The sequence below is a fragment of the Pseudomonas sp. S31 genome (genome assembly GCF_016648105.1).
Lineage (GTDB): Bacteria > Pseudomonadota > Gammaproteobacteria > Pseudomonadales > Pseudomonadaceae > Aquipseudomonas.
Genome location: NZ_JACVVE010000009.1, coordinates 1 through 14,816 on the forward strand (window position 1 = coordinate 1; position 14,816 = coordinate 14,816).

11 protein-coding genes are annotated in these 14,816 nt (G+C 66.3%); all 11 read right to left on the bottom strand.

What is annotated here, in order from left to right:
• Positions 1–106 precede the first annotated feature (106 nt).
• The 11 genes from IAE37_RS09005 to IAE37_RS09055 all read right to left on the bottom strand — a co-directional run bounded on the left by IAE37_RS09005 (position 107) and on the right by IAE37_RS09055 (position 14,760).
• Positions 107–1,444 (bottom strand): OprD family porin, encoded by a 1,338-nt coding sequence (locus IAE37_RS09005; protein WP_201172448.1) that lies wholly within the window; start codon positions 1,442–1,444, stop codon positions 107–109.
• A 205-nt stretch (positions 1,445–1,649) separates the two neighbouring features.
• Positions 1,650–1,871: a hypothetical protein gene (locus IAE37_RS09010; protein ID WP_201172450.1), complete on the bottom strand. Its 222-nt coding sequence runs from the start codon at positions 1,869–1,871 to the stop codon at positions 1,650–1,652.
• Positions 1,872–2,027: 156 nt separating this feature from the next.
• Positions 2,028–3,425, bottom strand: a complete 1,398-nt coding sequence (locus tag IAE37_RS09015; protein ID WP_201172453.1) for a heavy metal sensor histidine kinase — start codon at positions 3,423–3,425, stop codon at positions 2,028–2,030.
• Positions 3,400–4,074, bottom strand: coding sequence for a heavy metal response regulator transcription factor (locus IAE37_RS09020; RefSeq protein WP_201172456.1), 675 nt, complete (start codon positions 4,072–4,074; stop codon positions 3,400–3,402). Before IAE37_RS09020 ends, IAE37_RS09015 begins: the two co-directional genes overlap by 26 nt.
• A 9-nt stretch (positions 4,075–4,083) precedes the next feature.
• A complete protein-coding gene (locus IAE37_RS09025) occupies positions 4,084–7,176 on the bottom strand; it encodes a multidrug efflux RND transporter permease subunit (protein WP_201172459.1) in 3,093 nt (1,030 codons plus the stop codon).
• Entirely contained in the window at positions 7,173–8,336 is a 1,164-nt protein-coding gene (locus IAE37_RS09030) for an efflux RND transporter periplasmic adaptor subunit (RefSeq protein WP_201172461.1), read from the bottom strand. The genes IAE37_RS09025 and IAE37_RS09030 overlap by 4 nt, the downstream gene beginning before the upstream one ends.
• A 134-nt stretch (positions 8,337–8,470) precedes the next feature.
• Positions 8,471–8,782, bottom strand: coding sequence for a hypothetical protein (locus IAE37_RS09035; protein WP_201172463.1), 312 nt, complete (start codon positions 8,780–8,782; stop codon positions 8,471–8,473).
• A 135-nt stretch (positions 8,783–8,917) separates the two neighbouring features.
• Positions 8,918–9,817 carry a chemotaxis protein gene (locus IAE37_RS09040; RefSeq protein WP_201172465.1) on the bottom strand — a complete coding sequence of 300 codons (900 nt, stop codon included), beginning with the start codon at positions 9,815–9,817 and terminating at the stop codon, positions 8,918–8,920.
• A 163-nt stretch (positions 9,818–9,980) separates the two neighbouring features.
• Positions 9,981–11,165: an HlyD family type I secretion periplasmic adaptor subunit gene (locus IAE37_RS09045; RefSeq protein ID WP_201172467.1), complete on the bottom strand. Its 1,185-nt coding sequence runs from the start codon at positions 11,163–11,165 to the stop codon at positions 9,981–9,983.
• Positions 11,162–13,330: a type I secretion system permease/ATPase gene (locus IAE37_RS09050; protein ID WP_201172469.1), complete on the bottom strand. Its 2,169-nt coding sequence runs from the start codon at positions 13,328–13,330 to the stop codon at positions 11,162–11,164. The genes IAE37_RS09045 and IAE37_RS09050 overlap by 4 nt, the downstream gene beginning before the upstream one ends.
• Positions 13,327–14,760 (bottom strand): TolC family outer membrane protein, encoded by a 1,434-nt coding sequence (locus IAE37_RS09055; RefSeq protein ID WP_201172471.1) that lies wholly within the window; start codon positions 14,758–14,760, stop codon positions 13,327–13,329. The genes IAE37_RS09050 and IAE37_RS09055 overlap by 4 nt, the downstream gene beginning before the upstream one ends.
• Positions 14,761–14,816: the final 56 nt, after the last annotated feature.

Sequence of the window (14,816 nt, forward strand, 5' to 3'; positions counted from 1 at the left end):
CCCCCCCCCCTTCCGCGCGCCGGCCTCCTCTCCCCCCCCCCCCCCCCCCCCGCCACAACTCTCAAGCGCACACAGGGGGCCAACATCCGGCCCCCATGATGCCGACTTAGAAAATATTCAACGGATAATCGACGATCACGCGCAGTTCGTCGTTGTCCTTGGTCGCATCGGCCGCCGAGTAGCCCTGGCCACCACGGTGGGTGGCGTAGCGCACCTGCACCGCCAGGTCCTTCAGGTCGCCTTCCTGGAACACGTACTTGACGTCCAGGTCGCGTTCCCAGTGCGTGGCGTTCTTGCCTTCGGGGTTGTAGTAGTACTTGTAGCTGTCGTTGTTCTGGTCGGCCTTGGTCAGGTCGGCCTTACCGCGCGAGTACGACAGCGACGTGGTCAGGCCGGGGATACCCAGGCCGGCGAAGTTGTAGTCGTACTGCAACTTCCACGAGCGTTCGTTCGGAGCGTTGAAGTCCGAGTACATGCGTGAGTTGTCCAGGTACACGCTATCGCCCTGGTTGATGTAGTCGAACGGCGTGTCGCCATTGACCCGCTGATAGGCGGCAGTGACGCTGTGGTAACCGGCGTTGACCGTGAAGTGCACGCTGTAGGTGTTGTTGTCGATCTTGCCGAGCAGTGCCTGGCCGGTGTCCTGGGTGTGGTAGAAGTGCACGCCCGGGTTGAGGCTGACCAGGTCGTTGACCACGTAGGTGTAGTCGAAGTCGGCGTAGTACTGGTTCCAGATGTCCTTGAGTTCGGACGCGTACAGGTTGGCGGTGATGTTCTCGGTGCCGCTCCACGACAGACCGGCCCAGTTCAGGTGCTTGCTCTTGGCGTTGCCTTGCAGCAGGCCGTAGAAGGTGTCGATACGGCGGTGACCGCTCTGGTTGTACGGCTTGGTGAAGCTGACCTGGCCACCTTCGAGCATCAGCCCGTCGATGCTGTTGTTGGTCAGGCTGAAGCCACGGAAGGTCTGCGGCAGCATGCGCGTCTCACCGCCGGCGATCACCGGATTGGTGAGGAACAGGTCACCGGCCTTGAGTTCGGTGTCGAAGGCCTTGACCTTGACTGCAGCACCTGCGGTAGAGAACGAGTGGGGCGCGGCGCCCAGTTCGTCTTCGTTCTTCTGGTGGATCGGCAGGATGCTGCTGCCCGCGTGGCCGCCACCGCCATCGAGCTTCAAGCCCAGCATGGCGTGGGCGTCGAGGCCGAAGCCGACGGTGCCCGGGGTGTAGCCGGACTCGAAGCGCAGCACGGCACCTTGGCCCCACTCACGGGTGTCGTTCTTGCCGGTGTCGTGGTTGTTGCGGTTGAAATAGGCGTTGCGCAGATGCAGGTTCAGCGAGGAACCCTCGATGAAGCCCTCTGCCTGGTCTTCATCTGCCTGGGCGGCGAAAGGCATCGTTGCGGCCAATGCAATGAACAGCGGGGTGAAACGGAACGCGTTAGGCACCGGTACTAGCTCCTTTGGTCTGACGTTGTGGCAGTTTTTATTTTTGAATGTGCAACTTTCTTATTAGGAACGAAACGCCGGGGCTTAGCGTTACAAGCACATAAAAAAAGCCGCTGATCGGCAGCGGCTTTGAAAGGCTAACATACGGGCAGCAAGGCTGCCCATGGTGTAGCCGAGGGAAATCGGAAACGCTTGCAGGGCAAGATCAGCTGTCGGCATTGGCGCCCTGGCTGGTTTTCGAAACGGTCTGCTCTGCGGCTTTGGCGGAATCTGCCTTTTGCGCAACAACTTCGCGGGCGTGTTGGTGAACCGCGGCGAGTTCGGCATTGCGGGCAACGAAAGCCTGGGATTCTTCGGCCATGGCCAGGGGCGACAACAACAGGGAAGACAGAATGAAAACGCTGGCAACACCCATACTGTTGGACATTTGTTTCTTACCTTCTTGCGATGCAAGTGCTATGAGGACAGAGCCTAAGTTAGTCGCTTCGGTCTGCTGGAAACAGCCCCCACGGCGATAAGCACTGTTGCGCAAAAGGTAACGATCAGGCGGCTAAATAGCAGCTAAATGTAGGAAAAGCCCGTGCTAGAGCCTTTGACCTTGGCTGGGCAGGCGCAGGCCGAAGGTATTGGCGCCGCCTTCGCTGTGCACGAACACCTCGCCACCGTGCATCAGGGCGATGGCCTTGACGATCGCCAGCCCCAGGCCATGGTTGCCGCCACCGCTGTTGCTGCGCGCGGCATCCACCCGGTAGAAGCGCTCGAACAGCAGTGGCAGGTGCGCGGCGTCGATGGCCGGCCCAGGGTTGCTCACGGCGATGCTGACCTGCCCGTCGCCGGCTTCGATGCGTACCTCGATCATCCGGCCCGGCGCGGTGTGCTGCACGGCGTTGTTCAGCAGGTTGATCAGCGCCCGGCGCAACTGCGCCGTCTCGATCGGCGCCTGGGCATCGCCACTCACGCTTACGCTGACCTGGGCATCCTCGAGGATGAAGTCCAGGTAGTCGAGGGTGGTGGCGACTTCCTCGGCCAGCGAGGCCTGGGTCAGCGCGGTGGCCTTGCTGCCCTGGTCGGCACTGGCCAGGAACAGCATGTCGTTGATGATGCTGCGCAGGCGCTCGAGTTCTTCCAGGTTCGATTGCAGTACCTCGAAGTAGTGCTCGGCGCTGCGACCACGGGTGAGGGCGACCTGGGTCTGGCCGATCAGGTTGGTCAGCGGCGAGCGCAGTTCATGGGCGACGTCGGCGTTGAATGCCTCCAGCCGCGAATAGGCCTGGCTGACCCGGTCGAGCGCGGCATTGAAGGCGCCGGCGAACTGCGCCAGTTCCGGTGCCAGGTTCACGGTTTGCAGGCGGCCGTCCAGGCGTGGCGGCGCCAGCGCCTGGGCCTCGTTGGACAGCGCCAGCAGCGGGCGCAGGCCGATGCGCGCGACCCAGTAGCCGAGCACCGAGGCCAGCAGCACGCCGAGTACCGCCAGGCCGACGATGGCCACCAGCAGGCTGTGTTGCGCCTGCCAGAAGGTCTCGGTGTCGATGCCGATCAGAAACCGCACCGCGGGGCGCTGGCCCAACGCCGGCAGCTCGCTGACCAGCACCTTGTACGGATAGGGATGCTCGGGCAGGTACAGGTCGCGCATGCCCTCGGCGCCTTTGGCGAAGGCACGTACCAGCGCGCTGGGATGGCCGTATTCGAAGTCCGGGTCGCTGCCGACCACCCAGAAACGGATGCGCTTGTCCTCTTCGCTGAGCAGGTTCAGCTTGTTGTAGATCTTCGCCCAGTGATCTGGCGTGCCGAAGCGGTTGAGGGTGGATTCGAGCACGCTGAAGCGCGCGTCCAGCTCGGCCGCCGGCAGCAGGTCGAGGCTGCGGTCGACCTGGCGATACAACGCCGAGCCGATCAACACGAACACCCCCAGCGCCACCAGGATGAACAGCGCCGACAGGCGCAGGGCGATGGAGTTAACCGGCACGGTTTTCCAGGACATAGCCCATGCCTCGGATGGTGTGCAGCAGCTTGTTGTCGAACGGCCCGTCGAGCTTGGCGCGCAGGCGTTTGATCGCCACCTCGACGACATTGGCGTCGCTGTCGAAGTTGATGTCCCAGACCAGCTCGGCGATGGCGGTCTTGGACAAGATCTCGCCCTGGCGCCGGGCCAGCACGCTGAGCAGCGAGAACTCCTTGGCGGTCAGCTCCAGGCGCTGGCCGGCACGGCTGGCCTTGCGCGCCATGAGGTCGATCCACAGGTCGCCGACCTGGATCTGCAGCGGCTCGTGGGCGCTGCTGCGACGGGTCAGGGCCTGCAGGCGAGCGACCAGTTCGAGGAAGGAAAACGGCTTGCCCAGGTAGTCGTCGGCGCCTTCGCGCAGGCCATGGATGCGGTCTTCGACGCGCTCGCGGGCGGTGAGCATGATCACCGGCGTCTGTTTGCGCGCACGCACGGCGCGCAACACGCCATAGCCATCCAGGCCAGGCAACATCACATCCAGCACGATCACCGCGTAGTCGCCCTCCAGCGCCAGGTGCAGGCCATCGATGCCGTCCCGGGCGAGGTCAACGGTGAAACCCTGCTCGCTCAGGCCGCGGTGCAGGTAGTCGGCGGTTTTTTCTTCGTCTTCGATGATCAGCACACGCATGGCTTGCTCTCAACTGGCACTGGGCGCGGCCGCTGGGGCGGCCTGGCGGCGATGGAACAGGCGTTCCAGGGCCAAGTATATGACCGGGGTGGTGAACAGCGTCAGCGCCTGGCTCACCAGCAGCCCGCCAACCACGGCGATACCCAGCGGCTGGCGCAGCTCGGCGCCGGTGCCGAAGCCGAACATCAGCGGCACCGCGCCGAGCAGGGCGGCCAGGGTGGTCATGATGATCGGCCGGAAGCGAGTCAGGCACGCCTGGTGGATCGCCTGCTCGGGCGTCAGGCCTTGGTGACGCTGGGCTTCGAGGGCGAAATCGATCAGCAGGATGCCGTTCTTCTTGACGATGCCGATCAGCAGCACCACGCCGATCAGGCCCATGATGCTGAAGTCCTGGCCCATGGCCCAGAGCAGGATCAACGCGCCAAGGCCCGCCGAGGGGAGGGTGGAGATGATCGTCAGCGGGTGCACGAAGCTCTCGTAGAGCACACCGAGGATGATGTACACCGCTACCAGCGCAGCGAGGATCAGCCACGGCTGGCTCGACAGCGAACTCTGGAAGGCCTGGGCCGCGCCCTGGAAGTTGCCGCTGATCGAGTCGGGCATGCCCAGTTCACGCTGGGTGCGGTCGAGGATCTGCACCGCATCGCCCAGGGCCACGCCGGGCGCCAGGTTGAACGACAGGTTGGCGGCCGGGAACAGCCCGTCGTGGCTGATCGACAGCGGCCCGGTGCTGGGCGGGGCGACGTGTGCCACCGCTGACAGCGGGACCATTTCGTTGGTCAGCGGCGAGCGCAGGTAGAAGAAGTTCAGGCTCTCGGCCTTGCCGCGCTGTTGGGCGTCGAGTTCGAGGATGACCTTGTACTGGTTGGTCTCGGTCTGGAATTCGCTGATCTGCCGCTGGCCGAAGGCGTCGTACAGCGCCTGGTCGACGTCGGTGGTGGTCAGGCCGAAGCGCGCGGCAGCCTGGCGATCGATGTCGATCCGGGTGACGCTCGCCCCCAGCTGCAGGTCGTTGGACAGGTCGCGAAACGCTGGGTTTTCCCGCAGGCGCTCGGTCAGGCGCTGGGTCCACAGGTTCAACGCCGCGCCGTCGTTGCTCTTGAGCACGTACTGGTACTGGGTGCGCGAGGGCCCGGAGCTGAGGTTGATATCCTGGCCGGCGCGCATGTACAGCACCACGCCCGGCACCTGGGCGAGCTTGGGCCGCAATCGGTCGATCAGCTCGCTGGCCGAGACGTCGCGATCGCCGCGTGGCTTGAGGGCAATCCAGAAGCGCCCGGTGGCGATGGTCTGGTTGCTGCCGGTCACGCCCACGGAATGCGAGAAGGCGCGCACGGCGGGGTCGGCTTCGATGATCTTGGCCAGCGCCAGATGCTTCTCGATCATGGCGGGGTAGGAGATGTCCGCCGCCGCTTCGGTGGTGCCCAGGATGAAACCGGTGTCTTGCAGGGGGAAGAACCCCTTGGGGATGGCCACGTAGCCGACCACGGCCAGGGCCAAGGTCAGGCCGAACACGCCAAGGGTCAGGCGCTGGTGGGCAAGGGCGCGGTCCAGGCCCTTTTCGTACCAGCGCACCAGGCGCTCGCCCAAGCCTCCGTGGTGCCCGCTGGGCGGGCGGCGCATGAACAGCGCGCACAGGGTCGGCGCCAGGGTCAGCGAGACCACCACCGAGATCAGGATGGTGGCCGTGGCGGTCAGGGCGAACTCCTTGAACAGCCGGCCGACCACCCCGCCCATGAACAGCAACGGGATGAACGCGGCGATCAGCGAGAAACTGATCGACACCACGGTGAAGCCGATCTCGCCGGCACCCTTGAGCGCTGCGGTGCGGCTGTCGTCGCCGGCCTCCAGGTGGCGGTGGATGTTCTCCACCACGACGATGGCATCGTCCACCACGAAGCCCACGGCGATGACGATGGCCACGAGGGTCAGGTTGTTGAGGCTGAAGCCCAGCACGTACATCAGGGCGCAACTGGCGATCAGCGACACCCCGAGCACGCTGGAGACCACCAGCGTGGCCGACCACTGGCGCAGGAACAGCGCCATCACCCCGATCACCAGGGCCACGGCGATCATCAGGGTCAGTTCCACCTCGTGCAGCGAGGCACGGATGGTCTGGGTACGGTCTTGCAGCACCGAGACCTCGACCGACGCGGGGAGCATCTGCTGGAGCTTGGGCAAGGCAGCCAGGACCCGGTCCACGGTGTCGACGATGTTGGCGCCGGGCTGGCGGAACACCACCAGGTTGAGCCCGGGCTTCTCGCCCGACCATGACTTGACGTAGGCGTTCTCGGCACCATCGATCACCTTGGCGACATCCTGCAGGTGCACCGGCGCGCCGTCCCGGTACGAGACGATCAGCCGGGCGTAGTCCTCGGGGTGGAAAAGCTGGTCGTTGGCGGCGATGGTCGACACGCTATGCTCGCCGTACAGCGCGCCCTTGGCCAGGTTGAGGCTGGTCTGCTGGATGGCCAGGCGCAGGTCGGCCAGGGTCAGGCCGATGGCGGCGAGTTTCTCCGGCTGGGCCTGGACGCGGATCGCCGGGCGCAACTGGCCGGTGATGTTGATCAGACCGACCCCTTCGATCTGGCTCAACTGGCGCGCCAGCAGGGTCTCGGCGTAGTCGCTGAGGTCGTTGCCGGGCATCTGCTCGGAACTGACGGTGAGCACCAGCACCGGGCTATCGGCCGGGTTGACCTTGCGCCAGGTCGGCGGGTTGGGCAGGTCCTGGGGCAGGCGGGCGGTGGCGGTGTTGATCGCCGCCTGGACTTCCTGGGCGGCGGTGTCGATGTTCTTGTCGAGGGTGAACTGCAGGATCAGGGTGGTCGAACCCAGCGCGCTGCTGCTGGTCATCTGGGTCATGCCGGGAATGGCACTGAACTGCACTTCCAGCGGGGTGGCCACCGACGAGGCCATGGTCTCGGGGCTGGCGCCAGGCAGTTGGGCGGTGACCTGGATGGTCGGAAAGTCCGCCTCAGGCAGCGGTGCCACCGGCAGCCGCGGGAAAGCGATGGCACCGAGCAGGACCAGGGCGAAGGTCAGCAGCAAGGTGGCGATCGGGTGATCGATGCACCAGGCCGAAACACCGTTGCGCGTGTTCATGGCAGGCTCCGGCGGTCGGCCACATCCGCGGCGGGTGGCGCGCCGGGGGTGACCTCCACGCGTGCGCCCGGCTTGAGCCGCGACTGGCCGTCGACGACCAGGCGCTCACCGGGCTCGACCCCGGCAATCACGTTCAGGCCACTGTCCTGGTACAGCACCTTGACCGGCACGCTGGTGACCTTGTCGCCGTCCAAGCGGTAGACGAAGTGCCCTTCGGCGCCCCGTTGCACCACGGGCGGCGGCACCACCAGGGCGTTTTCCTGGATGGCGGTGCGCAGGCGGATGGTGACCAACTGGCCCGGCCAGAGGTGGCCAGCCTTGTTGTCGAACTCGGCCTTGACCCGCACCGTGCCGGTGTTGGCCGAGACCTGGTTGTCGATCAGCGCCAGGTGGCCCTCGCCGAGCAGGTTGCGTTCGCCATCGGCGTCCATGTAGGCCTCCACCAGGGCCGGCGTCGGCGCGGCGAGCAAGCCTTGCAAGGTGGGCAGCATCTGTTGCGGCAGGGCGAATTCGACGGCGATCGGGTCGATCTGGGTAACGCTGAACAACCCTTGGGTATCGCTGGTGCGCACCAGGTTGCCGGGATCGACATTGCGGATGCCGACCCGCCCGGTGACCGGCGAGCGGATCTGCGTGTACGACAGTTGCACCTGGGCGTTGGCGATGGCCGCCTGGTTGCCCTTGACCGTGGCCTGCAGCTGGTTGACCAGCGCTTGCTGCTGGTCGAGGGTCTGCTTCGACACGCCGTTGTCGGTACTCAGCAGGCGGTAGCGCTTGAGATCGACCCCGGCCACCTGGAGCTGCGCCTGGCTCTGGCCCAGTTGCGCCTGCGCCTGGTCGAGCTGGGCGCGTATCGCCCGGTCGTCGAGGGTAGCGAGCAGGTCGCCGGCCTTCACCCATTGGCCTTCCTTGACCAGCACCTGGGTCAGCACGCCTTCGACCTGGGGCCGAATCTCGACGCTGTGCAACGATTGCACCGAGCCGATGGCGCTGGCGAAACGGGGCACGTCCTGCTGCACGACGCTGACCACTCGCACCGGTACGGCGGCCTGGGCATGGCTGGCCGGGGGGCTTTGGCGCAAGCCGAACCAGGCAGCCAGGAGCAACAGGGCCAGCAGTGCTGCGCCGGCGAGGAACAGGGAACGGGTGCGAAGGCGCATCGTGGCGGGGACCTTGGCCAGGGTAGGGAATAGTCAGGTTATAGCGCCCGAACCGGGTCGCCAGCGTGACGTCAGGCTGACAGCGCTGACAGTTTCGCCGCGGCAGTGGCCAATTGCCAATGACTGCGCCTTGCCTATTTGCCCCCTGGGCTCCACTCGCTGACCGCAGCCTGAGCCTTGTCACGGTTGTACAGGCACAGCTCGGTGCCGCGCTGGCCATTCATGTGCTTCTGCGGATAGACCCCTTCGATCAACAGCGCGCTGATGCCGACCTGGTCGTCGAACTCGGCGAGCTTGCTGAGCACATAGGGGGCTTTGAGCTGGCTGGCGTGGAGGCAGGCATCGACGACTTTCTTGCGGTAGTCGTCCCAGGCCTGGCTGCTGGAGGCCTGCGCGACACCGCTGAACAAAGCGCAGGACATCAGGAGAGTGCTGAGAAACTTCATACACAATTCCGGCAAAAAACATGCGAGGGGCGCGAATTATGCCCGAGACACCCCTGGCACGGGGCCAGGGAGTTTGTCGCTGAATATAACAGCGGCTGGGCAGGGGCCTCACCTGTCAATTATGACAGGGGGCGCTCAGCGCTCGGCGAACACCACGGCCCGCGCCGCCACCACCAGGCAATCGGTGAGCTCGGGCGAGGAGAACTTGGTGAGAATCGCATTGGCGCCGGCCTGGCGGGCCTTTTCGCCACTCATGGTGCTGTCCAGCGAGGTATGCAGCAGCACGTACAGGTGCTGGAAGTCCGGTGTCTCGCGCAGGGTGCGGGTGAAGGCATAGCCGTCCATTTCCGACATCTCGATATCGGAAACCACGATGTTGATTTCCTGGGCCGTGCCCTGTAGCTCCAGCAGCACGTTGATCGCGTCCTTGGCGCTACGTGCCGTGTGGCACTCGATACCGAGATTGCGCAGGGTGTGCACCGATTGCTGCAAGGCGACCTGGCTGTCGTCGACCACCAGGATGTTGGCGGCGGCCAGCAGGCTGGCGTCTTCTTCGCCGAGTTCGCCGGGCTGCGCCTCGGGAGCGGGCGGGGCGATGGCATGGATGACTTTTTCGATGTCCAGCACCTGCACCAAGGTGTTGTCCACGCGGGTCACGCCGGTGATGAACGAGCGGCTGCCCGAGCCGAACGGCGGCGGTTTGATGTCGGTGCTCAGGCAGTGCACGATGCGGCTCACCGCTTGCACGTGCAGGCCCTGGCGCGAGCGGCTGATCTCGGTGACGATCAGGCAGCCGCCATCCGGGTCGGCCAGCGGGCGCTCGCCGATGGCACGCGACAGGTCGATCACCGACAGCGAATTGCCACGCAGGGTGGCCACGCCTTTGACGTGCGGATGTGCCTCCGGCAGTTTGGTCAGCGGCGGGCAGGGGATGATTTCGCTGACCTTGAGCAGGTTGATTGCCATCAGCTTGCCGCTGCGCAGGGTGAACAGCAGCAGCGACAGCGAGTCCGCGCGGGCGTTTTGCGTGGCCATGGTGACCTTCGTGGAAGACAGGGGATGACGGGTTATCGGCCTGGATTGGGAGGGCTTTAGGGGGATGTGGGGTATGGCGATGGATTTGCAGTGGCGCTGAAATCGAGCGCCGCCCGCGCGGCGCTCGATCTCCGCCCCCCTGCAAATCCCCAGGCGTACACTCTCACCGCTCGCGCAAAGCCTCCCTGGCCCGGTTCAACGGCTTGATCAGATAATCGAGAATCGTCTTCTCCCCCGTCCGAATATCCACCATGGCAACCATCCCCGGCACGATCGAGAAGCGCTTGCCAGCCTTGTTCTGCAAGCTGTCCTGTTCGGTGCGGATGAACACCCGGTAGTAGTAGATCTCCGGCTTCACCTCATCCTGCAGGGTGTCGGGCGAGATCCCCACGACCTTGCCATCCAGCCCGCCGTACACCGAATAGTCATAGGCACTGATCTTCACCTTGGCCGCCTGGTCGGGGTGGATGAAGGCGATGTCGCGCGGGGCGATGCGGGTTTCGATCAGCAGGCGCTCGTCCATCGGCACGATCTTCATCACCTGGCCGCCCGGCTGCACCACGCCGCCCAAGGTGTTGACCTCGATGTCCTTGACGATGCCGCGTACCGGCGAGCGCAGGGTCAGGCGGGTCAGCGAGTCACTGCGCCCGCGGATCACCTCGGCCAGGCTGTCGGCCTCGGCGCTGGCCTTGGCCAGCTCTTCGCGGGCACGCACCAGGTAGTCGGAGCGGGCTTCGTTGGCCTTGAGCTCCAGCTCCGAGCGCTGGCGGTTCAGGCGGATCACTTCGACCCGGCTCGAGGCGCCCATCTTGGCCAGGTTCTCGGTGATCTGCAGTTCGCTGCGCACCAGGCGCAACGAATCTTCGATGCCTGCCAGGGTCTGCTCCAGGCCGCGGCGGCGGGTCTGGTAGAGGGCGGTTTCGGTCTCGATCAGCTCCTGGGAACCGCTCAGGCTGTCGGGAAACTTCAGCGGCTTGCCGGTGACTTCGGCGCGCAGGCGCGCCACGCTGGCGGTGGCCGCGCGGTACTTGGCCTCGCTTTCACCGACGCTTGAGGCGGTCTTGGTGGGGTCGAGTTGGGCGAGGATCTGCTCGCGCTCGACCAGGTCGCCTTCGGCGACGTTCATCTTCGCGACGATGCCGCCCTCGAACGATTGGATCACCTGCTCGCGGGAGCTGGGAATGACCTTGCCGGTACCGGTGGAGACCTCGGTCACTTCGAACCAGGCCGCCCAGGCCAGGAACGCCGCCAGCATCACGGCGCAAACCGTGATGACTCGGCCGGCGCGCAGCACGGCCTGGTCGTCCTGGCCATCGAGATACGAGGCGGGGAGTTCGTGGTCGCTCATGCCTGGCCTCCTTGCAGTTTGGCCAGCGCAGCGTCGCGCAGGTCGTCGACGACGATGCGCCCGCCGTCGAGCACGATGATCCGGTCGACCCGTTGCAGCACGCTGAGGCGGTGGGTGGCGATCACCAGGGTGCGGCCCTGGCAGAAGCGTTCGAGGTTGTCGAGCAGCTTGCGCTCGGTCATGTCGTCCAGCGACGCGGTGGGTTCGTCGAGCAGCAGCACCTGTGGCTGGCGCACGAGTAGACGCGTGAGCACCAGGGCCTGGCGCTGGCCGCCGGACAGGCCCAGCCCGCCTTCGAGGACCAGGTGGTCCATGCCCTTGGGCAGGCGCCGCACGAAGTCCAGTGCGCCGGTGGCGGCCAGCGCAGCGACCAGCTCCTGGTCGCTGGCCTGGCCGGCACCGAGGGTGAGGTTTTCCCGCAGGGTGCCGTGGAACAGGCGGGCATACTGTGGCAGCAGGCCGACGTCGCGGCGCAGGTCGGCGGGGTCGAGGTGGGCCAGGGCGATGCCGTCCAGGGTGATCTCGCCTTCGACCAGGTCCATGGCTCCCCCCAGCGCCTGCAGCAGGGTCGACTTGCCGGCGCCGTTGCGCCCGAGCACGGCGATGCGTTCGCCCGGCTTGATGTCCAGCTGGCCGATGCTCAGCACTGGCGGCGCTTCGGGGCTGTAGCGGAAGTTGGCCTGGCGCAGCGCGTACTCGCCCCTGATCGCCGGCAGGTGCACGCGGGCCTCGCCCTCGGGGTGATCGACCGGCGACTGCATGAGCTTGTCCAGCCCCTGCAAGGCCACCTTGGCCTGTTGCCAGCGGGTCAGTACGTGGGTCAGCTGTGCCAGCGGCGCCATCATTCGCGAGGACAGCATCGAGGCGGCCACCAGGCTACCGGTGGTGAGGTCGCCGGCGATGACCATCGGCGCGCCGATCACGATCACCACCGCGAACACCGCGCCCTGGACGTTCTGGGTCCAGGTCACGAGGCCGTTGGTGAGGGTGCGCAGACGCAGGTTGGTATGCGCGCAGGCGGCGTTGTATTGGTTCCACTGGCGCTCGAAACGCGCCTCGGCCTGCAGCGCCTTGATCTCGTCCAGGCCCTGGATGCTCTCCACCAGCATGGCGTTGCGCAGCGCCGATTCGCGCATCGACGCGTTGGCCAGCCTGGCCAGGCGCCGCTGTGCCAGCAGCCCGGGCAACACCATGGCCAGCAATGCCACCAGCGGGATCAGCACCAGCACGCCGCCGATCAGCCAGAACACGAACAGGAACAACAGGAAGAATGGCAAGTCGGCCAGGGCCGTGGCGGTGCTCGAAGTGATCAGGTCGCGTATCGACTCCAGCTCGCGTAATTGCGAGATGAACGAGCCGGTGGACTTCGGGCGCACCGAATTGCGCAAGCGCAGCGCGTGGCCATAGACCAGGTCGGATACCCGCAGGTCGGCGCGCTTGCCGAGCAGGTCGGTGACCTTCAGGCGCAGCAGGCGCATGCTGAAGTCGAACACCAGCGCCAGCACTACACCGCCGAACAGTACGTACAGGGTCGGCAGCGACTCGGCGGGAATGACCCGGTCGTAGACCTGCATCGAGAACAGCACACCGGCCAGGGCCAGCACGTTGGCCACCAGCGAGGCGATCATCACCTGGCCATATGGGCGCAGGTCGCGCAGCACGATGCGGGCGAACCAGTGGCGGTCGTAGGGCGCGGTGTAGTCGTCGGTGCGCACGTCGCGCAGCGGCCGCGCCGGGCGCATCAGCGCCACGCGGACGATGCGGCCCTCCAGCGCTTCGCGGGGCAGGCGCGAGGTCAGGCCCTGGTCGCCGGCGAACACCACTGCCAGTTCGTTTTCCTCGGTGACCGCCTCGACCGTGGCCAGTTGGCCATCGTCGAGCTCCAGCACCAGCGGCGTGCGCCATTGCCGCAAGCCCTTGGCGTCGAAGCGCACGAAGCGCAGGGTCAGGCCGGCCTGGCGCGCCATGTGCCGGAGGATCTCGTCCAGCGGGCGGGCGTCCTCGACCGCCGCCAGGCGAATGCGCTGTGGCGACACATCCAGGCGGTAGTGATGGGCGACCTGGAGCATCACTTCGAGCCACGGCCCGAGGTCCGGACGTGGCGTTACCAGGTGTTCGGCGCTCGGCGTCTGGCTGGCCTGAGCCAGGTTGACGGTATCGTTCATGGCTCGATCTCCACACCTTGCAGGTTGCGCCCTTCGAGGCCGAAGGCGGTGCGCATGGCCCCGGTGTTGTAGAGGCAGTCGACATCCAGGCGCAGCAGGTCGGAGCGCGTGCCGGCGAGGTCGAAGCGGGACTGGTAGATTTCCTGCTCGGCGTTGAGCAGGTCGAGCAGCGGTCGGGTGCCCAGGTCCAGGTACTGCCGGCCATACAGCATGCGGGCCTCCTGAATGCTGCCCTGACGCGCTTCGAGCGAACTCAGGCGGCGACCCAGGCCGGAGGTCTGCGCCGTGGCTTCGGCCAGGCCGCGCCGCGCCTGCAGGCGCGCGGCATCCTCGGCCGAATCGGCGGCGGTCAGTGCGTAGCCGGCGGCCCGGGAGCGGGCATTGATGGCGCCGCCCTGGTAGATCGGCACTTCCAGATTGAGGTAGATCCCCGCCTGGGTGCGGTCGAGGCGGTCGTTGTCGCGGTCGTAGTCGTTGTCCAGGTAGTGGTTGACCTGCGGTTGCAGGGACAGGGTCGGGTAGGCCTCGGCCTTGGCCTGGGCCAGCTCTGCCTGGGACTGCGCACGTAGCGCCAGGGCCATCAGCACGGCGGGCAGGCGGTCGTCGCCAGCGGCCGGGCGCTTGCACGCGGCGGTGAGTTCCGGTGGGCTTTCCTCGGCCAGCGCCGGCGGGCTGACGCGTCCGAGCAGGGCCGCCAGGGTCGAGCGCCAGCGTTCGTATTGCGACTGGTATTCCTCCAGGGTGGCGCGGGCAGCCTCGACCCGCGACTCGGCCTGGACCACGTCGCTGCGGGTGCTGGCGCCCATGTCGCTGCGCTGGCGCGCCATGCCGGCGATGTCGCCGACCCCGCGGATCTGGTCGCGGGCGATGACCATCAGTTGTTCGTAGCGGCGGGTCTCGATCCAGGCGTAGGCGGTGTCGCGGGCCAGTTCGTCGACCACCAGCAGGACGTTGGCCTGGGCTCGGGCGGTGGCGGCGCGGGCGGCATCCACCGCGCTGTCGACCTTGCCGAAATCGTAGAGCATCTGCTTGAGCGACAGGTTCAGTGCCTGGCTGCCGCGGTCACTGCCATTGCCAGTGTCGTAGCCGGCGCGGATGCCGCCACTGAGTTGTGGGTAGTAGCCGGCGCGGGCGACCGTGATGCCTTCGCCCTGCTTGTACACATTGCCAACGGCCTCGGCGATGCTCGGATGCCACTGGGCGGCGGCCAGCACCGCCTCGCTCAGCCCGAGCCGGTCGTTGCTGGCAGGGGCCATGCCGGAAGGTGGGCGGGCACGGATGGCATCGGGGGCATCGCGCAGTAGCGATGGCCCGATGGTCCGCAATGCTGGGTCGATGTCGTCGGCCGCCTGGGCGACCGGCATGAAATTCAGGACCAGGAGCCCGCAGGCTCCCAGCAACAGCGGTGACAGCGTACTGCTTCGCTTCACGTCATTCCCTTACTGCTGTCCATCCTTGCCGCCGGGCGATTGCCCGGCGGGTCGCA